A 22,834-nucleotide genomic window follows, 5' to 3' on the forward strand; every position below is an offset into this window, starting at 1 on the left:
TCGACAAAAAGCTCGCGATGCCATCAAGGACCTTTGGGCCGAAGAGAATGGTTGGCGACTCATCCGCCTGAGGAACCTCCGGACGATCAGGACCGACCTCGAGAGAGCAGGAGTCATTCCTCAGACGGCTCCCCAGTCGACACTGGCGACAGAGGCTTCCGCCACGCTTGGTCAGTAGCGACGTTCTTGTGGGGTCCGGCTTAAGTGCACGTCGTGCAGAGCAGGCGGTGATGCTTTAAACGAAAGAGGGAGAAGGCTTCCCAGCCCCCTCCCTCCGCAGGCCGTGTCGCCTTCACTATCCCCTCCCCGTCCCGTTGACGGAGCCGATAGCGGACGCATACCGAAGCGCTGTGTAAACTCATTCGGTCTTGGCCAGGCTAGAACGCTCGTTTCCACATCGACGCCGCGCAGGTTACCCCCAGAGTGGGCCTGCGACGCCTCCGCTTCTAGAAGCATTCATTACATCTATTATCTCACATTGGCTTGACTCCGTCAAGAGTGCGGAGTACAATGCCATCCCTAGCCTTTGCGAATGAATAGCATATGCCCTTGCTGAATCTCCAGGGGTGCGTTTATGAAAGCAAGAGGTTAGCCTTAACGCAGGATAGTAGTGAGGACACCTGATCGCTGTGAAAACTGTTGAGGAAACTGCGGCTGCGCCCACCGCGCCGCGCTTGCTGGTCATGGGTGGTGGTCTCCTCTACGCAACGCCGGGTGGCGTCTCCAAGGTGTCTCTGGACAGAGCAGATGAGATCGAAGACTGGGCCGGGCGACGTGTAACGGCTCCAGTCCGAAAGTGGTTTGTTCGATCACTGGAAGGACGGGATCCGATGCTCTCGGTGCTCTACTCTGGCTCCAGCGGGGGAGGGCGGTCTGGCTATGTAAGTATCAAAGTCCTCCTCAGCCTTCTTTGGAAAACATCAAAGCCTCCCTTTGAGACGGTTATGACTGCGCCGGCGCTAGCTGAGCTGATCGACTTACCAGACCCCAGAGGCAACGGGGCCCGACGTGTTCGGGATGCCCTGAAATCCTTGGCAGCCGCGAATCTCATCCGCTTGGTACCACGCCCAGGGACGTCCCCTCTGATTCAACTGATGAATGAGACTGGAACCGGGGAGGAATACTCCCTCCCTTCTACGTCCTACGTTCTGTCCCAGCTCAAAAAGCCGAACCAGGAACCGGTGACGGATCCCAACCTCTACTTTCAGTTACCCGCAGAGCTGTGGACCGAAGGTTTCATGCAGACACTTAAAGGTCCAGGATTGGTGATGTTACTGATCCTGCTCTCAGAACAGGCCAACAAGAACCCGGTCTGGTTTTCCGGTACAGAATTCATTGACCGATACCGGATTTCGCCGTCCACACGCACCAAAGGCACCAAAGAACTTGTAGACCTGGGGATGCTGACACTAACGAGCGTTCCCTTGCCCGAAACCCGGGGAGGATCCACCTTTGAGCAGCAACGCCGTCGCTACGAATACCGGCTAAAGGGAGTAGTCAATCAACTTCCCAATGGAGTCACGTCAACCCCGACTGTTCCAGGATGGCCGAAACCAGCAGACAAAGAACCGGCAGCACAAACCCCCGCTGAGGTGAAGAAACGTAAGCGCCGCCGACCAAAAAAGAAGACCTAGCTGCCTCCAGTCGACTTCCTGAATTACTTTCAGGCCAAAGAAGGCGGGGGAAGCCCGCCACAGCCGAACTGGAATGTGTCGCCGGCCCAAAGCGCGCCAGCTGTCGGACGCCTTTGCCGTAAGTTTGCTTCCATGCCCTCCCGCCCTCCAGGCCTCGATCTTCTTGTTCGTAGGATCCTTGATCAGCAAGGAAACATGATCGCTAAAGCTTCTGCGGAAGCATTAGCAAGCTTTCATTCGCCGCTAGAAGGTTCCGCCGCCTTCCGCGACCGGCAGTGGGCAGACGATAGCAACCACCCTGAGCTCGTGCTCGGCACCTACTCATGCGGCGGGCAGACAGTGGCTACTTTGATGATCGCTATGGAAGAGTACCGCCAAGGACTTCTTGTGCTTCTAAACTCGGAGAAGATGCTTGCACTGCCCTCCATGAACTGTGTAAGAGCCATTCACGACGCCACACTGAGAATGTGCTCGCTCACCGACCCTAAACTGTCCTCCGCCGACCGCCTGGCTCGATGCGCAGCAGACTTTATCCACAGGATCCAGGGAGGGGTGCCGGCTCTGGAGGCTTTCCGCCTCAGGGGAGACGACGAAGAAGATCTCCGGGTGGCCACGGAAAAAAGAGGTGGCGTAATCGAGCTATTCCGTAGCATCGGACTTCTAGTGAAGGTCAAGGCCACCGGGCAGGCACTGAATGTCCAATGGCCAGGTGGGAAGGTCGCGAACGTCGAGATCAAGACAACGGACTTGAGCCTGGAACACGCGCCCCACACCCACTACGCGTGGAATCTCAACTCGGGAGCCGCCCACTCCAACCCGTGGTTACTGCATGGACTCCACGGCTCATGGGACGAAATGTTGGAGGTCTTGATTTCGCCGCTGTTGGACATTTCGGACGCCTTGGTCCGCAATCTCATGGGATATGTGGGGCTGCCCTTCGAACCTCTTCTCAAAGCCACTCACATGCAAAGGCTCGCGTTGACACAGCGAGACAATGAAGGTCCATACACAGATCACCTGTTCTACCAGGGACAAGCATAGGTTCCTTTTTCATGGCTTCCCACACAGCCGGCCTTGAGCCGGTTCAACTGAGGGCATGACCAGTAAAACACTCAATGCCATGACCATCCTGTCCACAGTTGCTGCCGCGTTCCCTGAACTCACGCCGTTCCAGCGCGTCTTGGCGGCTGCGGTGTGGTGGTGTCTCAACGAACTGCATGGCAGCTACAAATCCGACACGAAGTGACTTTCCGCTGGGGTTCGGAGCGTAGAAGGCTAGCCATCCGCTAGGTCTCCGTAAGATTGATTCTCGTGACTGACGAACCAGGACTCTTTGATATTCCAACCTCACGCGCTCCCGCAGCTCCCGCAGCTCTTCAAGAACTTTCGATCCGCCCGGAACAGGTCGCACAGATCAGGGAAGCCTTTGACAAGGCTGGTGTCGCGGAACAGGACGAGCGGAAGTCATTGATCAACTCAGTCCTAATACGAGATGTGGCATCACTTCGGGAACTGCACGCAGTCGAAGTGCGCCGAATACTTCAAGCAATCGAGCAGCGCAGCAAGCCAAAGTCCACCGGTTCAGCTTGGGACGACCGGGAAGAGGACACCTGGATAGACAAACTGTAACCGGTAGCCCATGTCGCTTTCCGCCCCCTTAGACCGCCTTGGACCGCAGCTCCCTGGGGAGACAGGACTCTTAAAGAGACTGCGTTTCCATCAGTCCTGGTACCGATCTGAAGTCCTCGGAATTTCAGGTTTCGGTAGCACTCCCGCGCCAGCATCGCGTCCTCTGGGCAGCATCTTGCCGATCGCGTCAGCGGGAGACGGACGGAACTTCACCACCCTAACGGCTGAACATCTATATGAACAGAGAAGAACCCAAGGGTGGGGAGTCGACCCTGTTAGGTGCACCCGGTACCTGACATCGAGCCAAGCTCTGACACTCAACGTCTTGGCGCCGCTCTTTGCGGAGCCGCAGTGGCTAGTAAACGTGCTTTCCTCTGCTTTGGATCGGTCTGACATTCTTGATGTCGATTACGCTGCAGTTGAACATGCACCGAGTCAACGGTCAAGGTTCCTCGGTGACATGACGAGGATGGACGGCTTCCTTATCTTGCGGTGCAGGACCGGATATGAGGCCGTAGTCCTAGAGTTCAAGTATGCCGATCGCTTTAATAGCCGAGACGTTCGAATAGCCGACCGACCTACCTATCAGGCTTTGGCGGCGAAAACGGCAATATGGACGGACTTTGATGACGTCGCCGCGGACCGTAGCTTCAACCAGCTAGTCAGATGCCATGCGCTGGGAGCGGCGATGCTTGAGCACTCAACGGGTTCGCTGCGTACGACATTAGTCGTCGTCCACCACGAAAGAGATGTTCGTGCTGCCCAACTCGTGGCTGGCTACCAGGCCAAGCTGGCTGATCCTACGACCGCAGCCGGCCTCACGCTTACCGAGCTCTGTGACCATATGGCTGACACAGCGAGTGTGCAACAGCTACAGATCGTGGAGACCCTCAGAGCGCGCTACGCGAACGAAACGGGTAGCGAAGACTGGTGGAAGCTGTTTACTAATTCCCGAGTCTCCGGGCGCTCCTGATGGCCTGCTGGTGAAGGTGCTCGGTTCCGCTGAAGGGAGGACCAGGCTGAGACAGCTCTTCCGGATTCATGAGCAAGAGCGACCTCAGCCACTCCTCGACATACCCTGTGTTGTTTGGAAGAAACGGTATCGCACCAATCCCCAAGCTGCTCAGGGCTTCGGCCAGTCGCGATTTCTCGTATGGTGAGCTGTCTCCGGTGCCCAGGGGATATAAAGCCACACCTTTGACCACTGGCCGTGTACGGCCGCCATCTACTGAAAGCAAGGTAATGGCATCGCGGTATCGGTGCAGTGCATTGATGGCATCAGCAGGAGGGGCCGGCATATCGAACCGCTCCACCATCTCGTGAGTTGCATCGACCCGGTACTTGGCGTCAAGCACGACAATCAGATCCGGCCATCCCTTGCGGCGGAAATTAAGGACGATATCAGGCTTTTGCGACCCCGTAAGGCCGCCAAATGTCATGTTGTAGGAGACATCAAGCTTGCCGTGACCATGATCGAAAGTTACTGAGCTGCGGGTCCCCTTCCTGAGCTGGACACGCAGGGCCGAATCCGTTGTCTGCAACAGATCACCGAGTTCGCACTCTCCTCCTGTAATGCTCAGGACACTTCTTACAATCTCGATGTAGCACCAAGCTTCATAGAGCTCGTGGAGATCGCTCAGTGAATGAAGCGCGTCACCGGGGGAGGTGACTTCCAACCCTTGCCGAAGGACCATGATCGACCGGAACGCATCCCCATAGCCAGCCGCCGTATGCATCTGAAGCGAACTGAACCCGGCAGGAGGGAGTGATATCACCCCAGCGAAAACAGGGAGTTCCACAAGCTCCCATAAGACTTGGCCGATCCGTGAGATCTCGTCCCGTTCAGCTGCTAACCGCAGCGATACGTTCCTATGCCTTCGGCGGGAATCTGTAATGTTAGACGTGAGCTTTTCCTCGATGGCAGCTAATTGCTGCCCGATGGTCTGGATCGAGAACCTGAGCCAGCGATGCTCCGGAGTGTCCAGGGTTTCGACCGGCTCGATTCCTTGAATGATTCGTCGGGAAGCCCCAACGCCAGGAATTTCGGTCCAAGCGCCAACACCGGATTGGGACATGATGGACTTCCGGGCCCGAGTATCGTGTGCTCGCACCTTTTCGATGCGCCTAAAGGACATGCCTCGCGAGAGCGACCGCTGAGGGTGCGCATCGATGTATCGTACGGCTGCCTGCAGCCTGCTGGCTTCGTTCCGGAGGAGAATCAGCCAGTCGAGTTGTGATCCGTCGCTGACATCGGTGCGCGAACTGCTTCGATAAGTTGCTCTCAAATATTCGAGGGCCAGCGCACGGGAAGCGCTGGAAATGTCCAACAGCAAGCGGTCATAGTCGTTTTCGTAGTCCAGCTTGGTCGGAAAGACCTCCAAGGTGATGTTCAAGAACTCCCGACCAACCTGGACAGCGAATGTGCATAGTCCTACTTGCCGGCCGAAGGAGAACGGGCCGGTCAGAGAGTCCTCATCCTCATAGGTGTCGAGCCCTTGGAACAAAAGCGGGTCCCGGTGGATCGCCTTCGGCAGCGTTCCGGGAACCAGCGACTTTATACGGACCTTATAAAGAGAGTCTTCGAAAAATGCTGGTGCTTGAAAATCCTCGTCGGTCACGTCCCATCCGGTTTGGCCGCCCCCCTGGACTCTGACCTCGCCGGAAGCAACTGCGGTGAGAAAGGGCAGTCGGTCGAGATCTTCACGATTGATCTCCGAGCGAGCCTGTCTCGGCCCCCTGATCTCCACCGTCACAAAACTGGTGGCGATGCGTAAGAGCCGATCTGATTTCACTGTCACACCCAATAGTTAGCGAAGCCGGTGTCCTGCAACCGACGCTGCATGAGTTGAAGCCGTTCTTCGCAGAACGGGAAGCCGTTGGACAATCCCGTACCGGGATCCTCGGTGCGGTTTTCGGTAGCGGAAGCCCAATCCAGAAGTGATTCCAGCAACTTGCGAATGACGACCCCGCTGCCTTGGATGCGAGGGAGCACCTTCATGGCTATTGCAATGTCCAATGGATCAACTGTGCCGGCAGTTGTTGTCGCGAATTGATCTGGGCACCTTTGGGCCTCGAGGCAGAAGATTGCTACCTCGTCCCTTACCCTGTAGCCCACCTGAAGCTGCGCATTTGAAAGAGACTCATTGACTACCGTCAGAGCTTCGATGACCCGCGTGACTTCTTGATCATCCCTGAGGTGGTGCTCGGGCAGGCTTAGCGCCGACTGTTCCCAGATATTGCTGCCCCACGGGGCCAGAGGCTCCACACCGGCATCTGCTTGGTCTACGAGGGAGAGATCAACGGTGGAAAATTCTATGACGAAGCCCCGGTCGAGGACCTTCTTCGAGAAACCGAAGGTGGTTTCGTCCATGTTTACGGAGCCAATTAGACATAGGTTGCCGGGTAGTCCGACAGAAGCCCATTCGTCAGCTGCCGTCCCCGAAAGATTGCTGAAGAATGGTTCAGACTGAAGGCTGCCCGACTCGTTGCGGCTACGTTCCTCAAGCCGGCTTAGGACCTCGGCTAGGTAGTACTCGACCCTGGCGATATTCATCTCGTCCAAGACAAAAAAGAACTGCTGGTCAGGATTTTCGATCGCGCGCTTGGCAAAGCGCAGCAGGTGCCCAGGATGGAACTCTCCGCCTAGCCCCACATAGCCCAGCAGATCACTGCTGTCGTGCCAGTCGGGACGAACCGGCACGGTCTCGCAGGTGCCACCCGTTGCTTCCGCAACGAGGCGGGGGAGTTTGGTCTTCCCGGTTCCAGAAATGCCGGCGAGTATGACGAAGGGTTTTGTGCGAACTGCCGAAACGTAGGTAGCAATCTGCCATGGCTCGAAGTTGAACCCGCGGCTTCGAATATAGGTGTGCAGGTCTTCGACAGGCAGCGGGTCTGTGGGCGTTGCCTTAGCTGACGAGTTTTGGTTTGGCCTAGCTGCGCGAGCTGTCCTGTGAGCTGCAGGGGGGAGATATTGTGTGGGTTCAGCCATAAGGTCAGCAAAATCGGATACTGCGGACACCTCGTCCGTCCACAGCGTTTGCTCGGTTGCATCGTCGAAGAAGAGCGCTGACACTTCCAGATCCGCGAGGTTGAAGTCCTTCTTGAATCCATCCGTGAGCTTCTCATATGAAGGTTCGCGGCCGAAGCGCAGTTCTAGATCAGTGAACCGAAACCACCAAGTTGCGACATCTGACAGCCTCGGTAGCTCGCCCGAAAAGTTCTGCTGAGCCCCGGAAGTGGTAAACATCGTCCTGAGCTCATTATCTGTCAGCTCAGCATGTCGGTATTCCTTAGGGCTAGTTCCCTGAACAAGTACAAAGGGTGTCGCCTTCTGGGATTGCCAGCCGGCGACAGTGTCGGACGGGCCGTTCGAGGGATATTTTCCGGTCTTGTAACCCTTGGTTGAATCCCTCTTTGCGGCGATTGGTGTGAAGTAGGGGTTGGCTTCTTGGGTCAACCTGTTGAAGTCGGGCACGCGGGCGGCCCATAGCGTTGGGGTCCTTGCCGCCCACTCATTGATTGCCTGGACGAAATATTGCGAGCGGAGTCCTGTCACGACAGTCGGAGAGGGATTCTCTGTGCCCTCCGCCGTCTTCGCGATGGTTAGAGCTCTGAGGAATATCAGGTAGTCCGTCAACCGGGAGTGGGCTGAGCACACCCCCAAACGTTGGACTGCGATTTTCATCCGTTCTTCACTGAGATAGATGCTCACTCAGCTGCTCCCTCGGTGTGAGCAGGAGCCGGAGTTTCCATTAGGCGTCGTTGAGCGATCTCGCAATAGTGGGCACTTATGTCGATGCCCACGGCCCGGTAACCGTTTTTCTTGGCGAAGGTCATAGTCGTCCCTGAGCCGTTGAACGGATCCAGTACCACGCCATTAGGAGGGGTTGTGGCAAGAATCGGTATCCTCACGAGGTCCTCTGAGAACGAAGCCTTGTGCGAGGATCCGCCCGCCGACGTTGCGGCTGACCAAGTGTCAAGAGGAGGCAGGATCTTGCCAGAATCCATGGTCCGGCCGACCAAATGCCGATTGTAGTAATACCAGCGGTTCTTGGTCAGGTGGAAAACGTGCTCATGGGAGACGGAAGACCGGTCACGCACTTGGTCCGGTATGGGGTTTGGTTTGATCCAAATGTTGTCGTTGCGGACGAGCCAGCCCGAATCTTGCAGAGCAATCGCCAGCCTGTGTGGAATGAGGAGAAGCTGCTTCGGACGCGCCCAGAGGCCATCCCCCGGGCGGTCTTGGGGCCGGATGCCGAATCTCCGGGCTCCCTGCTTGCTCTCACCGCTTTTATGCGCCCCCTTGCCGCTCCAATAGGTGTCGCCCAAATTAATCCACAAAGACCCAGTGTCTTTGAGTACGATTTTGCAGAGCTCAAAGACCTCAATGAGTTCGTCGATGAACTGCTGAGGATGTAGTTCCAACCCAAGCTGGTCATCATGGCCATAATCGCGCTGACCGTAGTACGGCGGCGACGTCACGATCGTGTCGACCTGAAGACCTTGCTCAGCGAGAAACTTCAGCCGTTCCTTCACGTCGCCCAGTAGGATGACCGATCTCTCATCTGAAAAGTGCGCCTCTTCAACGATCCTTGAGTCATTGAAACTCGCTTGGGACGTAGGTACTGGGTGGAGAGCCCGATTAGCAGGCGTCTTCTTGAGTACACCTTTGTGCATTGACACCCGACTAGGTGGGATGACCGTGGAACTAAGAGGCATCAATGTACAAATCTCCTTAACGAAACGTTCAAGCTTATCGACCGGTCTGGGTGGCATCTTTTGGTCCAACGTGTAGATGCGGCTGAGGGATGCGCCATCACTGAGAACCCTGCAGGAATTTGAATCGAGGCTCCGAGCGGGCGTCCTCCAGAAGAGCAGCCAGTTGAAGATGGCCTGTTTCGGTCAATTTGTAGTAATGCCGCGGGGGACGCGTTCCGCTTGCCTCTGACATGTCTTCCCACCCATCTTGAAGCCAGCCCTCGGTGAGCATTCTGTGGAGAATGGGATGAAGTGCACCGGAACGTACGCCTGATTCGTTCGACAGCGCGTAGCCCCAATGCCTTCGTTGAGGATTGGCCATGAGTGCGGCTGCCACCTGGACCAGTGTCTGCGTCTTCCTCATAACTCATACTCTACCTAGGTAGAGTAATTTCTTACTAGTTGAGGCGAGTCAGGAATCTCGTGTCTTTCCATCGTCCAAGCTGCCGCTTGCTGAGCGACGCGCGTCTCGGCCTAATTCCGCATAGGAGAGCTGTTCCCAGACCTGTTGAGTTCGCAGAGAGCCTGACCTGAATCCTCCAGAATCCGATGTCCACGATGTTCCCGACGTCTGCTGGCGCGGTCCGTCGCCGATCCCACCAAGAATCCCGTTCAAAACAGCGCACCGGTTCTTCGGTGAAGACTCATAGTCGGCCGTTATGCCCGACGGCCCCGAGAGAGTTTGAGGCGGGGGAGCGGGTTGCCGTGCCGAAGGCATTGCCGCCTAGCACGCAAACGGTCGTACTCGTGCACTTACGGACAGGTCACCGGCGCAGCTGGAGCCTGCGTTATGTGCGCGCCTGATTAGAAGCCTCTCGCCAAAGCACTGCTGCGGCTAGAGCATTGAGCAACACGATGAAAAGATCGCCCGCAGCCGGGGGGCCGATCAACAGATCGACTACCATTAGCACGAGCGATCCAGTTGCGGCAATCGTGAATACGACGGCCAGCAACCAGAACCACCCGTGACCGTGAGGGCTCTGGTGCACGCGTCCGAGCAGCGCTGGTTCACCCATGCCCCCACCTTACTTAGTAGCGTTCAGGTCTCCAGACGAATGCAAGGACATCTAAACTCAACCGAATGAACAAGACAGCCACGGTGGAGGGCCACCCCAGGGAAAAGCCCCCGACGGAAAAATGGGCGCGCACCAAGCGATTCGGGCGGACACTCCGACAGATAGCCAAAGCACTCTTCCCTTGGTACGTGGCTGCTCTGACGGTCGTGGGAACAGTGCAGGCTGTTTGTCTCCTGCTTCTTTGGAGGCCACCGCAGGACTGGGTCTCATTCGGAGCTAAGTTCTTCACCAGTCCGGCGATTGCTGGCTTCTTTGCCCTGACAGCCGCGATCATCGGTACCAATGCCGTGAGAGAGCAGTTGGCCCAGACAAAGGACAAAGCTGAAAATGATGCCTGGTGGCAGCAGTTTGAGTGGGTGACAGACAGGCTCATGTCGGCGGACGAGGAAACTCAGTTGCCAATGCCGTTCGCTAATGCCTTGATCTCGTCTCTTTCGGAATCCGCCCGGACCCCGTTCCAACACGACGCCGTGGCAGGAATTGTTGAGCACTACTTGCAAGACTTCTTGGATGGCAAGCAACCTTCATCTAACAAGAGCCAAACGTCTGGATCGGACGGGCTAAAAGCGGATGCGAAATCACTCCGCAGCCTACTGGACTTGCTTCCCGAGTCATCGGCTTCGAGAACACCCGTCCGGGAAGTTTTGGATGGCTATGCCTACGAGGAAGAGGTTTTGAAAGCGCTACGGCACCAGGGCTATGAGTCGATTGATTGGGTTCTGCCAAGCCCTGCCGGGGAGCCCGACGCCGTGCTTGTGGTGGGATCCGAGACTGTCCTCCTGGAAGTAAAGCTGTCTGTCTCGGGGGATCGCATGCTCGAGCGGGTGGCTAACCAGCTTCAAGAGCTGATGCGACGCCATGGGGCAGGAAAAGGCCTAATAGTTACACCGCCAAGGGATGCCAGTAAACAGTTGAAATACTCACTGCCAGAAAATATTGGTCTCGTGGAATGGGAACCACGTATGGGGTCATCCAAACTGAAAGACAGAGTCCGCGACGCGCTCAAAACTGACAGGGATTGATCCGTAGGCCCGAGAGCCAACAACCCTGCACGGAATCGTTCGTTTTCGTGCGTAAGTGGACGAACGGCTCGATCCTTCAGACTGTCATCGGTGGGTCGAAACTTGGGGTTGGCCAGTTGATCTCGGAATGCAAGACGCCGAACTAGGTGTCTCCAGCTAGGCGCATCCATGCTCGAACGCGTCGCGTATCAGTTCCTTGAGCGGTGAGCCGCCTGCCCCTATTCGGACGGAAGTTCGGCGAACTCCTTTTCGCAAGACAAACACACTGGCTTCTCCGTGTGATCCTGAGTTGGCACAAACCACTGTCCGCAAAGCGCCCTTACTTCCATGCCATCGACGTATGCCTCAACGAGAGTGGACTTTGCAACATAGTGCGCACTGTTATTTGTGGGAGCGACAATGGCGCCGGCCAAGGAGGCTCCCTCCATCGCTCCCAGCTCCACTGCTGCCGTCAGTTGAGATAGGCGGACTTCGGTGATTTCCACCGAGTAGACCGTCATTTTTCCCTCGACCGTATGAACTGACCACCGCTCCTTCTGGGGATCCATGAATCCAACAAGCTGCGGCACGACCGCTTGGCGAATCACGTCATCATCCCAATCCAGGAGACGAAGCGAAAGCAAGACTTCGACCGGTGTCTCGAAAGTGGGATCTTCCTCATAGTCGAGCCGGACCAGCTCAACCTCTATGTTGAGCGGGGAAACGGTTCGACCGGGAGGAGGTGGCAGTTCAGCCGGATACTGCCTTTCCGATGCGTTGGCAGCGCTAGCAATTGCGTCAATCAAAGTAGTCAGACAGTCCATCCGCCAGCGCCGATTGGCCATCGCGGACGTCTCTAGAGCAAGTAAATCGCGATCATCCTGGACAGGGTAGAGCGACTTAATTTCCGCTTCGCTTAGCCGCTCCACCTGGTCATATACATTGGATCTATCCCCGGTACGTTTAAGTCCTGCATGTAACAGCCACCACCGCGACTCAGTCTCCGGTTGGGTCACCAAACCTCGCCATTGCTCCGATCGGACTTCTTTCCAGATGCTTTGCAACCGAGCCCGAATTGAATGTTTGAAGATGGTGAGGTTGGCGCCGGAGTCCTCGTTGACGGTGAGGGATTTTCCTGCCATGACTGCAGGGTGCTTCAGTGAGGACAAAGGTATGACACTCTTGAAGTCATTCCTTGCAATCGAGCGGCATTGCTCAGGATCCTCCCAGTCGTTCGGGTTGCTAAGACACTCACGCAGAACCCGTAGGGTGGGTCGGCAACCGTCACTATCTGATCGAGACATGCCGCAACTTTAGTTGTTCCTAATGTTGTTGGGAACTCCTAGGCGTCGTGTTTCTTACCCGACAAAAGCTTGGCTTAGCAGACGTTAGAGTCCAGCAGTCGGTAAACCCTAGAAACCGAACTTAGCTGCGGTTTCGTCGCTGACTTTGGCTGCATCACGAACTAGCTGGTCGTTAGCTTGCTGAGTGTGCGCAAGATCGACAGCGAATTGACGGCTTGCGAGTTCACGGTTGGTGCGAAAAGCACGGATATCGCGCATTTTGATCTTTCTGTGGGTCCCTACCCGAGGTTGTTCGGGTATCACGCCGGTGTCAAGGAGCCTGTAGAGATACGGCCGGCTTATGCCCAGTAGCTTGCTGGCCTCCTGGGGCGAGATCTCGGCGTCGCCATCTTCACTAACGGTTACTACACCGCCCTGCTCCAAAGCGGAAAGCATCTTCAAAAACGCCGTAGCCGTGCTGTTGCCTTCAAGATGAGACAAGCATTCACGCACCTCGGTCAGTTCTTGAGAACTTAGTTTCGAAGCTTCGAGTGTGTGCATGAGATCACCTGAGTAGAGGAGGCCATAACTGACATATGTGTAATAACTGCTCTAAGTGTAACTAGAAGGCTTTGGTTTGGCAACTTTCAAGTTCTCTTTCTGGGCGACCGGAAGGTCTAGGCCTGAAGGCACGCCATGCCCTCTTCCGTGGTGCGGCGGCGTGTCAGATCGATGGAGCAGAGGGTATGTACGTCGTGAAGCTGGAGATCTAGGGGTTCTGAAGGGCGCGGGCCAGACCAGCGCCGGACGAGGATGCCCAACCAAATCCCTTGAACCAGAAGAACGTGAGGATGCCCCACGGAATGAGTGGACTCCAAGACTCCGCCACCAGCGCCTGGAGCGCACCGTAGGCCAGGACGAGAAAGCCTCCCACCCATCCAATGAGCGTTGCAGCCACAATGGGCAGGGTGTCACCCATCTTAAAGCTCCACCAATCAATGACCAGGAAGTACGCGGCGATTGCTGCCTGAACCCGCTGAATGACAGCCGCCTGTTCGACTCCTAAGAATTGAGTGACGATGGGGCTGGCCGTAAGTGAGATGGCCACGGCCAGAGTGACCGATACGGCAACAGCATGGGAAATGACGAACAGCGCGTAGGCGCGAACGCGGCGGGATGAACCCGCAAACGCCCGCACTACACCGTGTTCAGCTTTGAAGTTGTTATCGCTCAGTACTTTCCCGAACTGAAAGAGCGCGATCAGGGTCCCTACTCCGGCTACGACAGCGACTGGGAGCCCGGCGTCGCGTAGAAGCTGCACGAAAAGCCTAGAGAATTCCCCGTTTGGCTCCACTACAGTTGGTCGAAAACGTACTGGACGAATCGTTCAATTTCTTTGCGCTGGCCAAAACCAGTTACCTTAGCGCGAACCGACCGGATCGGATGCTCATCGAAAACGTCAAAGATGACCTGATATCCCTGGTTCAGGGTCATGTTCATTGAGTTCGTCACTGAATGGCTCCACCGCCAACCCACGCTCCAAGTTGGGCTAGGGCCAGCAGAAGCGAAGGGATCATCATCGGCTTGAGGGGCAAAAGGTCCGTATTGCCCTTCACTCAAGGAACTGGTTCCCATGCGCCGCAAAATGCCCATGAACCGGCGTTCCTGCCCGACTTCCTGAACCACGGCTCCGATTTCTTGGATGGACTTCCCTGTTGAAACAGGACCCTTGGTGAATTGGTACCCCATGAAGGCCTCCTCTCGCTCAGGCCCATTGCCTGATTTGGGGTGACAATAACAGACCCGATCGTCAGTCTTTACCCATGGGTATACACCGGCCCGAAGATTACGCGAATGTGCCCTCCTGAGTACGCATCGCAAGTTGCGGCATCGGGACCAGCTGGGCGGCCCAGCTTTCCGCGTAGTTCTCGCTTACGATGACTGTTTTTGCCACCTGAGGTTGAGTACCCCACGAGCCGCAGAGGCTAGGGGTGGCGTTCGTACTCGCTAAACGTCAGACTTGCCCCGCTTGAAAGGACCTCGTCTCGGGGATGGGGGAGCGGTACAAATCAGCCGCCACTAGCTGACGGACTCCAAAACCCACTCGCTGGCCAAAGGTTGCCGCCGCAGCGTGAACGTCCGCAGCTCCGCGTTCGCGGATGGCAGTGTGGCTTGGACCTGCCAGTGTTCAACGCTGACAAGATCGCCGGTGCCGATCGCTGCCCGGTTGCGGGTTTCCCGCCATGCGTCCCTGGTGAACCAGTGCGCGGTGTGGACGTCGGGATCGACCATCCAGATCCGGCCGTCGTGGCGGATCGCTAGCGGGGTCCCGTCCGGGCTGAATCGGACCGCGACGTCCTGGCCGGTTGTGGGGTGTTGGGGTGCAAGGGTCATGGTGGTTTCCTTTCTGCGTTGCGGCCGGTCAGGCGGCTTTGACGAGGGGAGTTCGTCCCAGTGGGTGGTGTACCTCGGGGAGAGCATGTCGCGTTTCATGGACCAGTCCGGTCCGCCCTTGATCCCTGCGTGGCCCAGGCCGATGCAGCCGCGGCCGTACCGTTTGGCCACGTCCTCCAACAGGATCCCGATGCTGCGTTCTTCGTGGGGGTTCTCGAACAGCTCCAAGGGTTTCTGGTTCCCGGACGGGCGCAGGTCGGTAACCATGATCCCGGCCCGGACGTACTTCGCGCCCTCGTGGACCTGGGGCAGCAGCGCGTGGGCTGCCCGGGTGAGCAGCACCGGATCAGCGGTCGGCATCGGCAACGCCAGGCAGACCGAGGGGAAGGACTTTTCGTTCGGGTTGAAGTGCGACGTCGCCGCGAACGCCGTTAGCACCTTCGCTTGCAGATCATGTTTGGCCAGGCGTGCGGAGGCCATTTGGGCGTACACGCTCATGACCTGCCGCAACTCGGCGGCCGTGGTGATGGGGGTGGAGAAGGACCGGGAGAAGATCAGCTGATCCCGCCCGATCCGTTCCTCTTCCACCGGGATACACGGGGTGCCCTGCAGTTCCAGAACGGTGCGCATCATGACAATGGAGAACTTATCCCGGATAGCGACTGGGTTGGCCCGGGTCAGGTCTGCGATGGTGAAGATTCCCATCGCGTTCAGGCGTTTGGTGAGCTTGGTGGCAACGCCCCAGATTTCGATCACGGACAGCTTGGCCATGAGCGCTTCGCGCTGCTCGGCCGGCACGGATTCCCACCGGCACACGCCTCCAAAGGCTGGGTTGTTCTTTGCCCACTTGTTGGCCAGCTTGGCCAGCGTTTTCCTTGGTGCGATCCCGACGCAGACCGGCACGCCAACGTTTCGCCGGCACGCGGCCTTCATCTCCCTACCAAGGGCCAGCAGCTCGTCCGGTTCGCCCTTGACGCCAAGGAACGCTTCATCGATGGAGTAGACCTCCAACCAGGCCGAGTAGCGGCCCAGTAGCTCCATCACCCGGGCCGAAATGTCCCCGTACAGTTCGTAGTTGCTCGACAGGGCCACCAGACCCCATTCCTTGGCGCGGGGCCGGAGCTTGAACCACGGATCACCCAGCCCGATCCCGAGGCGCTTCGCTTCGGGGGAGCGGGTAACCGCGCAGCCGTCATTGTTGGAGAGAACGATGACCGGCTTGCCCTCCAGGGAAGGGTTGAACGCGCGCTCGGCCGAGGCGTAGAAGCAGTTGACGTCCACGTGCGCGATTTCCTGCATGCGGCGTATCACCGCGGGCTTAGACATGGTGCAGGCACCTTGTGGCGACGCCCCAGATGGTGAGTTCCGACAAGGCCGGAACCTCAATATCAGGGAAGCGTGGATTGTCGGCCTGCAGGATCACACCCGTGGGTGTGATCCGCAGCCGTTTGATCGTGAGTTCCCCGTCCAGGACGGCGACGACTACGGAACCGTCCTTCGGTTCCAGTGCCCGGTTAACGATCAGCTCGTCCCCGTCGCTGATCCCGGCTTGTTCCATGGATTGGCCGGTAACCCGGACGATGAAGGTGCTGGTCACGTCCTTGATCAGGTGCGCGTTGAGATCGATGCGACCGTCAAAGTAGTCCTGGGCGGGCGAGGGATAGCCTGCGGCCACCGGTACCGGTGCCAGCAATACCGTCACCAAAGACAGTCCCGCATCTATCACACGGGGGCCAACTATCACGCCCACAACACACCTTTTATTCGAATATATGTTCGGATCAACTGTACTCCAGGTGGTCCGACAGAATAAGCCGCCAGGGCGGCGTGGACGGCTTGCACGCCAATAGGGACAGGGCGGTTTCCAACGATCGTCGCAACGGGTTTGCTGTGAACACACATGGTAAGCGGCCAGTTCAAAGATCAGAGTGCACGTGTAGCGTTTAGGGCACCTTCACCGGGCAGTTTTGCGGGCGGGTGTTACGGGAATCCGAATGCCGCAGAGCCACGAGGACAGGAGTGAAGGGCGTCCGGTGGAGGACCGATGCTTACGGGCATCTCGAGGTACTTCATCGAGGAATACGACGAAGGTGTTCTGCAGAAGATTTTGGCGCTGGGTGTAATCTTTCGTCCCTCCATGGAAACAACATGTATGAGCAGTCCGATCTGCTCAGTCACTCCATGGGGGAAGGACCCAGACCAATGAAGTATCACCGATCCGGCTACGCCAAGACCGCCACTCTCGCATCGCTTGCGCTGGCACTGACACTCACAGCCTGCACACCCCCAACGCCGCAGCCCAGTACTTCCATCACCCAAGCGGCAGAAGCCAGCGCCCAGCCCCCAACAACGGTGGCCGACCCGACGCAGGTACTGCCAACGCTGGAATCCAGCTCCGCTGGGGAAACAGGTGCCCCCATCCTGCTGGCGGCACCTTCGCCCGCCATCGTGGACACGTTGCCACGGCAGGACGCGGCCACCGTGCCGGCGATTGAACCCGTACCGGTCCCCGTTCCCCAGACAACTTCCACCGCGACCTTCCCGACCACACCACTCGCGCCAGAGGTTGTTCCGGTAACCCCGGTGGCTCCCTCCATCCCTCACACCTCGCTTGGTTATCCGGTGACCGGCACGTACACCTTCCCTGACGGGCACATTTCGTTTGATCTACCGACGGGCTGGAGCGCAAAGATCGAGCAGGACGACTACAACGAAAATGCTAACAACCCCGGCGGCAAGGAGAACTCGCTGGCTGCCAATATCTTTGACGAAACCGGTGGCAAGGTTGCTCACATCACCAGCGGAGGAACCGGCGGTCTGGTTGGAGGGCCGGTCAACCGCACCATCCTCGACTCCGAGGAACTCAGCGCATTCGACAGCCGTGATGGGGCCTCACACTTCGCCTTCGTGAGGGATGATTATCCCTTCCCTGAATTTCCGGTCCGCTACTACATGGGCGTTGTGGCTGATTTCTTCATGACAGAAGGTCCCGAGAGCACCTCAGTGAACAGCTTCATGATCATGCCGAACGGGCTGGCCACCGCAGTAGCCCAGATCGACGCGTCCATGACGCCTGAAACCGCTGAAGCGTGGATGAAAACTGATCAATACGTCAAGCTTCGGGCGTTGCTGACGAGTCTTCGCTACGCTGCCTGACACCAAACACAACAGATACCCGGCACGCTCATTGGGGGAGTTTGCCGGGTATCTCCGTCTTCCCGGGGGCCACCGGAACATTTGCTGAAACTTTTTCTCCGATTGTGTAAGAAACACCCGTTCCCGGGACACTAAAGGGTTGAAACATCACATCGCACTAGCCCGGGGGAACAGAACAAGGATGTTGGCTACCAGAGAGCAGGAACTGATTGCTCTTCACGCTGAACACTTCAGCCGCATCTACCAGTACATCGCGTACCGGATCAACGACCGCGAACGGGCCGAGGAACTGGCCAATGACGTGTTCCGGATCGTGTGGGAAAAACAACCGCCCGAGCCGCCCGGCGTTGGATGGCTGATAGCTACAGCCAGGAACGTGCTGGGCAACGAGTACAAAGGCCGGAGTCGTCGCGATCAACTCATGCAGCGGCTGGCTGAAGAAGCCCGGATTCAGTCCGCCTCCACCAACGAGGATGAGCAGCAGGCCAGCGTTGCGGAGATCCTCTCTAAGCTCAAGGACCGCGACCGGGAAATCCTGATGCTCTCCTACTGGGATGACCTCACCACCGCAGAACTGGCCGAAAGCCTTGGCTGCACACCATCCGCTGCAGCGGTCAGGCTCCACCGGGCCCGTAAAGCCTTCGCGAAAGCCGCACCACAACACCTCATGACAGAACGGGAAGTCTAACCATGGACCGCATCGAACAACTCATGAAAAACGCAAAACCAAACGTTCCCGATCCCGGCACAACCCCCGGTGTCCTGCCCGGCCGGTCCCACGTCTTCTCCGAAGATCCCAACATCATTTCCCTGGCTGAGCGCAAAACACGGCGCACCGGCTGGGCAGCAACAACGGGGGTCGTGCTTGCCGCCGCAGCAGTCGTCGGCGCCATCGTCGTCGCAGATAACCTGGTCCCACAATCGGCACCGGCACCAGCGACCACCGATACCCCCAGCATCACGGCCACACCCACCCCAACGCCGACCGCGTCACCAACGGTATCCCCCTCAGCGACACCCAGTACCATCCCCACTTCCACCCCGACGGAAACCCCGGTATGGAGCGCTGAACCAACCCCGACCACGGTCATCACCCCGCCTCCGCCGGCGGACACGGCGCCGCGTACCACCGCGCCGGCCGCGCCCGCAGGTCCCGCCGCAGGCGCATGCACCCCGGCCAATATCGACATCCGACGGAACGACCCCGTCCGGGCGATCAAACCCATCCCGGCCAATGAACAGCAGTACTACACCGTCCTCGGCTGCGCCGAAGGCTGGCTCGCATACGCCATCTCAGACGAGGGCATCAGGGCAATCGGCCTGGACGGCGGCAACGTTTATTACAACTTTGCCAGGCTCCAAGGCAACGGCCGATACCTGACCGATTTCACACAGTTGTGGACCAGCGTCCATAACTGGGAATTTCTCGCCTATGACGTCCAGAACGGGAAATACGCCACCGTTCAAGAGGGTATGGACGCCCAGTTTGCCGCTTATGGCATTCCTGTCCGGCTGAGGACCCAGCTTGTCGGCCCCGGACCCGCAGCCCCAACGGGAACCAACACCCCGTGAACACCCCTACTCACAGAACGAGAAGTGACCCATGGAGTCTGCCGACGCCCACACGTTAGTGATACTGGCTGTACTGGCAGTACACCTCATCGGAGTACTAATCATCGCAGTTTCAGCCACTGCCCTAATGCCAGCGTTCCTTGCCGGCATTCTCGGCGTCCGCGCGCTCCGAAAGAGGGACGTGGCTACAGGCCGCGAAGATGAAATCAAGGAGTACTCCAATGCACGGTAAGGGATCCCCTTACGGAACGATCGAAGCGTGTCCTGATTGACCGGAGAGTTCCGTGAGTCCATAAGCGTTAGCACTCAAAGATGGCCGTTCTGGAGTGGAGATTCTTTCCTGCTGGTTCATCAACATCTTGACCTCGGAGAGCATCCGCTGCCGCGACGGCGTGATAAGCCTCGAATTTGGCGGATGCGCTGGACCAGTCCAGGACAGCCCTGGGGCGGCTATTGATCTCCTCAGCGGCGAACAAGACGTCCGCCGGGTCTACCATGCTGAGATCATCTCCCTTCCGAAAGTACTGACGGAGCAAGCCGTTCGCGTTTTCGTTCGACGCACGCTGCCAGGGGCTGGCTGGTTCGCAAAAGTAAACGAGGGTTCCCAGTGCAGCAGTGACCTCAGCATGCTTGGCCATCTCTGATCCGCGGTCCCAGGTCAAGGTTCTTCGCAGAGCGGCAGGCATGACTCCAAGCTCCTCGATGAGTTGGTCCCGCATGTTGTCGGACCTGTTCCCTGGGCGGAGCGCAAAGGCGACGAGGAGCCGGGAAGAGCGTTCAACGAGCGTCACGATCGCTGATCTATTCCCCTTCCCCATGATGAGGTCTCCCTCCCAATGGCCGGCTTCTTCTCTCGTCGCTATGTGGGCTGGGCGGTCACCAATCTTGAGCGCATCCGCAATGTACTGGCGAGGCTTCACCTTGGTCCTGGAGCGGGACCGTCTGCTGAACTTCCCTGATCGCAGCAACCGGGCTGGCCCGGTTGGAACAGGGCGGATGCTCAACTGGTAAAGCGCACGGTAGAGCGTTTCATGCACCAGATGTCGGTGCTTTTCTCCCGGAAACCGTTCCTTCAGGGCCCGGCAGACCTGTTGAGGGCTCCACCGTTTCGATAGGCACTCGACAACGTAATGCCTCAACTCGTCATCACCAGCAAGTTTGGCGAGCCTTGGTCTCGGCCTTCTCTTCTGTGCCATTTTCTGGGCACGGAACGGATGATACCTGCGCGTGTCGGGACGGTTCCGGGTGACTTCCCTGCTGATTGTGGCCGGCGACCGCCCAAGATCACGAGCAATTGATCGAAGGCTAGCCCGAACCAGCAATCGGTCGGCAATGTAGATGCGTTCGTCTTCTGACAGGTAGCGGCTGGATACAGCTGCCGCAGGAACAGCCTTCCGGGGCCGCGGATCCAAGCCCTGCTGCACCAAGCCCTCAACCCCATTGCGTCCATTCAACCAACGAAGGCCCGTGTTTTGGTTGATCCCAAGAATCCTGCATGCGGCGCGGTTAGAGTGCCCTTCTTTCATGAGCTGAACATACAAGGGCCTTATCTCAACCAGGCCTGGGGGCCCCATTTTCTTCGATCGGCGCGTCGAACTGCGCATGAACCAACACCACTTTCAGTCAGTGTTGCGACGATCGTTGGAAACCGCCCAGCTTTGAGCTGTGCGGAGGGCTCCACCTGCCCCCAGTGGGCACAACCCGTCCACCATGGCCATCACGGGCGGTTAGGTCACCCCGGCCGGGGTACGTTTCGGGTATGAAATCGATGGTTCTGATGGGCATCGTTCTGGGGGCCGCCATCCTATGGATTGGCTTCGTTTTCTTCATGCTGTTCCGCCTCGATCGAGCCCAGAGAAAAGCCCAACGGGCCGCCCGTAGAGACGCACGTAGAGACGCCGAATGGAACCTGGCCAGAAAGAAGGCCCGGGGTTCTCTCAAGAGTTCGGTCCGAGGTCTCCGGAAGCGTGCCGCATTCCCGCGGTCAAGGCGTTGAGCCAGGACAGGCGAAAGGCCGGACAGGCTTCTGGGTACCGCTGTCCGGCCTTGCCGGCAGATTACTAAGGCATTGATCGGCGAAATGGGGGATTATCGCCGTCTGCCACTAATCCGCTGACTCAATTGAAGACCTCTCCCTGGTCCCGCACACGAGTAGTTGGTACTCGTTTTTTCCTGGGCGCCACCCAAGCCCCCTACTTGCTCTCCGTCGGCGTGTGCCGTCGAACCAAGTCCGTCGTGCCGCCCGAACATGAGACCAGCCATGTAACTGCCGCCGGCTGGTAGGAGCTACCTCTTCAGATGCGGCGGGAGTTCTACCTCATCGGGAGCCAACTCCGGACGGACCCGGACGTACCCGACGGGGTGTCTGAAGGATTTGCCGGTCCACGCGACGTCGGCCGATATTTCAACCACTATCGGCTCGACCAGCGTCAGGTGGACCGGGCCTTTGTCTTTGCTGAATCTGTTCAGCGAGGTTTCGGCGATTTCTTCTGGCCAGGGATGCCCTGGCAGGGCCGGGCGGAGCTGGCGGCCCAGCTCACGCCCTACCCGGGTGGAAAGCGCCGTGGACCGGCCGACGATCCGCAGTTGCCCATCGACCGGCAAGCCGGCGATGATGGCTTGCGGTTGCGTTGTCGGGCCTATGACGGCTGCGCAGACCGCATCGAAAGTGCTTTTGGTCTTCAGCTTCAACCAGGAGCGCAGCCCTGCCGGATACGGTTCCGACCCGCTCTTAAAAACCAACCCTTCCACACCTGTGGCCGGCAGATCCTTCAACCAGATCTTGGCCAGTTCCATGTCTGTGGTGGTGGGGGAGAGGTTCAACGGAGCGGCCCAGTCCCGGGCCAGTTCCTCGAGCAGCTGCCGGCGGCCCAGGAAAGGGACACCCCGGATGTCTTGCCCGGCAACGGCCAGGACGTCAAAGGCGGCGAAGGAGGCCGGCAGTTCGTGAACGAGGCTGGGCAGAGCCGCCCTGGAGCTGACCATGCGGCGCTGCAGCGCCTCGAAGTCCAGCCGGTCCCCGTTCCAGATGACCGATTCACCGTCCAGGACCACGCCGGGAGGAACTAGGGCCCGCACAACTGTGCATAGTTCAGGGAAGATGCGGGAGAGTTCTTTGCCTTGCCGACTCCACAGGGTCACGCCATCAGAATCACTCAAAATGACAGTTCTGAATCCGTCCCATTTGGGTTCTGCGTATAGGACGCCCGGCAATGCGCCCGGGCCGGGGAAGGTCTTGATGAGTTTTGCCAGGGCAACAGCAACCGGTGGTTGCAGTGCCCGCGGAATGGACTCGTCCATGGCCTCAGCCTAAAGGACCAGGACCAGAACGG

At 58.1% G+C, this 22,834-nt stretch carries 21 protein-coding genes and 1 pseudogene; 10 read left to right on the top strand and 12 right to left on the bottom strand.

The features are described from left to right. The first annotated feature begins 629 nt into the window (after positions 1–629). From AC6JA3_RS22545 to AC6JA3_RS22565, 5 genes are all read left to right on the top strand, one after another. On the top strand, positions 630–1,634 hold the full coding sequence (locus tag AC6JA3_RS22545; protein ID WP_497920784.1) for a hypothetical protein: 1,005 nt from the start codon (positions 630–632) through the stop codon (positions 1,632–1,634). Between the two features lie 195 nt (positions 1,635–1,829). Then, positions 1,830–2,675 (top strand): hypothetical protein, encoded by an 846-nt coding sequence (locus AC6JA3_RS22550; protein WP_497920785.1) that lies wholly within the window; start codon positions 1,830–1,832, stop codon positions 2,673–2,675. Between the two features lie 55 nt (positions 2,676–2,730). Beyond that, the gene (locus AC6JA3_RS22555; protein WP_497920786.1) at positions 2,731–2,880 is read left to right on the top strand and encodes a hypothetical protein; all 150 of its coding nucleotides are present in this window, start codon (positions 2,731–2,733) and stop codon (positions 2,878–2,880) included. Positions 2,881–2,945: 65 nt separating this feature from the next. Then, positions 2,946–3,263: a hypothetical protein gene (locus tag AC6JA3_RS22560; RefSeq protein ID WP_497920787.1), complete on the top strand. Its 318-nt coding sequence runs from the start codon at positions 2,946–2,948 to the stop codon at positions 3,261–3,263. Positions 3,264–3,273: 10 nt separating this feature from the next. Continuing rightward, on the top strand, positions 3,274–4,236 hold the full coding sequence (locus AC6JA3_RS22565; protein WP_497920788.1) for a PGN_0703 family putative restriction endonuclease: 963 nt from the start codon (positions 3,274–3,276) through the stop codon (positions 4,234–4,236). On the opposite strand, the gene AC6JA3_RS22570 is transcribed toward AC6JA3_RS22565, so the two are convergent. From AC6JA3_RS22570 to AC6JA3_RS22585, 4 genes are all read right to left on the bottom strand, one after another. After that, positions 4,208–6,055 (bottom strand): DUF2357 domain-containing protein, encoded by a 1,848-nt coding sequence (locus AC6JA3_RS22570; protein WP_497920789.1) that lies wholly within the window; start codon positions 6,053–6,055, stop codon positions 4,208–4,210. The genes AC6JA3_RS22565 and AC6JA3_RS22570 overlap by 29 nt on opposite strands. A gap of 2 nt (positions 6,056–6,057) precedes the next feature. Next, complete coding sequence (locus AC6JA3_RS22575) at positions 6,058–7,974, bottom strand: McrB family protein (RefSeq protein WP_497920790.1); 1,917 nt, start codon at positions 7,972–7,974, stop codon at positions 6,058–6,060. Beyond that, on the bottom strand, positions 7,971–8,798 hold the full coding sequence (locus tag AC6JA3_RS22580) for a DNA-methyltransferase (RefSeq protein ID WP_497920791.1): 828 nt from the start codon (positions 8,796–8,798) through the stop codon (positions 7,971–7,973). Before AC6JA3_RS22580 ends, AC6JA3_RS22575 begins: the two co-directional genes overlap by 4 nt. Before the next feature lie 280 nt (positions 8,799–9,078). Further along, positions 9,079–9,384 (bottom strand): PadR family transcriptional regulator, encoded by a 306-nt coding sequence (locus AC6JA3_RS22585; protein ID WP_497920792.1) that lies wholly within the window; start codon positions 9,382–9,384, stop codon positions 9,079–9,081. A gap of 717 nt (positions 9,385–10,101) precedes the next feature. On the opposite strand from AC6JA3_RS22585, the gene AC6JA3_RS22590 reads away from it, so the two are divergent. Continuing rightward, positions 10,102–11,118 carry a hypothetical protein gene (locus AC6JA3_RS22590; protein ID WP_497920793.1) on the top strand — a complete coding sequence of 339 codons (1,017 nt, stop codon included), beginning with the start codon at positions 10,102–10,104 and terminating at the stop codon, positions 11,116–11,118. Positions 11,119–11,336: 218 nt separating this feature from the next. Here the strand turns inward: AC6JA3_RS22590 and AC6JA3_RS22595 are convergent, their stop codons facing one another. The 6 genes and pseudogenes from AC6JA3_RS22595 to AC6JA3_RS22620 form a co-directional block, all read right to left on the bottom strand. After that, complete coding sequence (locus AC6JA3_RS22595; protein WP_497920794.1) at positions 11,337–12,239, bottom strand: DUF3039 domain-containing protein; 903 nt, start codon at positions 12,237–12,239, stop codon at positions 11,337–11,339. A 270-nt stretch (positions 12,240–12,509) separates the two neighbouring features. Beyond that, positions 12,510–12,941: a helix-turn-helix domain-containing protein gene (locus AC6JA3_RS22600; RefSeq protein ID WP_497920795.1), complete on the bottom strand. Its 432-nt coding sequence runs from the start codon at positions 12,939–12,941 to the stop codon at positions 12,510–12,512. 208 nt (positions 12,942–13,149) lie between these two features. Next, positions 13,150–13,701 (bottom strand): hypothetical protein, encoded by a 552-nt coding sequence (locus tag AC6JA3_RS22605; protein ID WP_497920796.1) that lies wholly within the window; start codon positions 13,699–13,701, stop codon positions 13,150–13,152. A gap of 32 nt (positions 13,702–13,733) precedes the next feature. After that, positions 13,734–14,129, bottom strand: a complete 396-nt coding sequence (locus tag AC6JA3_RS22610) for a hypothetical protein (protein WP_497920797.1) — start codon at positions 14,127–14,129, stop codon at positions 13,734–13,736. 681 nt (positions 14,130–14,810) lie between these two features. After that, positions 14,811–16,100: pseudogene (locus tag AC6JA3_RS22615) on the bottom strand (Y-family DNA polymerase); the annotation flags it as partial. Continuing rightward, positions 16,093–16,524, bottom strand: a complete 432-nt coding sequence (locus AC6JA3_RS22620; RefSeq protein WP_497920798.1) for a LexA family protein — start codon at positions 16,522–16,524, stop codon at positions 16,093–16,095. The gene AC6JA3_RS22620 and the pseudogene AC6JA3_RS22615, both read right to left, overlap by 8 nt. Positions 16,525–16,976: 452 nt before the next feature. Here AC6JA3_RS22620 and AC6JA3_RS22625 point away from each other — a divergent pair, with 452 nt between their 5' ends. The 4 genes from AC6JA3_RS22625 (at position 16,977) to AC6JA3_RS22640 (ending at position 19,734) form a co-directional block, all read left to right on the top strand. After that, positions 16,977–17,930 carry a hypothetical protein gene (locus tag AC6JA3_RS22625; protein WP_497920799.1) on the top strand — a complete coding sequence of 318 codons (954 nt, stop codon included), beginning with the start codon at positions 16,977–16,979 and terminating at the stop codon, positions 17,928–17,930. Positions 17,931–18,111: 181 nt separating this feature from the next. Then, complete coding sequence (locus AC6JA3_RS22630; protein ID WP_497920800.1) at positions 18,112–18,618, top strand: RNA polymerase sigma factor; 507 nt, start codon at positions 18,112–18,114, stop codon at positions 18,616–18,618. A 2-nt stretch (positions 18,619–18,620) separates the two neighbouring features. After that, complete coding sequence (locus AC6JA3_RS22635) at positions 18,621–19,502, top strand: hypothetical protein (RefSeq protein WP_497920801.1); 882 nt, start codon at positions 18,621–18,623, stop codon at positions 19,500–19,502. Positions 19,503–19,533: 31 nt separating this feature from the next. Beyond that, the gene (locus tag AC6JA3_RS22640) at positions 19,534–19,734 is read left to right on the top strand and encodes a hypothetical protein (RefSeq protein ID WP_497920802.1); all 201 of its coding nucleotides are present in this window, start codon (positions 19,534–19,536) and stop codon (positions 19,732–19,734) included. A 67-nt stretch (positions 19,735–19,801) separates the two neighbouring features. Here the strand turns inward: AC6JA3_RS22640 and AC6JA3_RS22645 are convergent, their stop codons facing one another. Both AC6JA3_RS22645 and AC6JA3_RS22650 read right to left on the bottom strand, forming a co-directional pair. Beyond that, a complete protein-coding gene (locus AC6JA3_RS22645; RefSeq protein WP_497920803.1) occupies positions 19,802–21,106 on the bottom strand; it encodes an IS30 family transposase in 1,305 nt (434 codons plus the stop codon). Positions 21,107–21,788: 682 nt separating this feature from the next. Beyond that, positions 21,789–22,802: an ATP-dependent DNA ligase gene (locus AC6JA3_RS22650; RefSeq protein WP_497920804.1), complete on the bottom strand. Its 1,014-nt coding sequence runs from the start codon at positions 22,800–22,802 to the stop codon at positions 21,789–21,791. Between the last annotated feature and the right edge of the window lie 32 nt (positions 22,803–22,834).

It is taken from the genome of Arthrobacter sp. TmtSoilC79 (assembly GCF_059739405.1).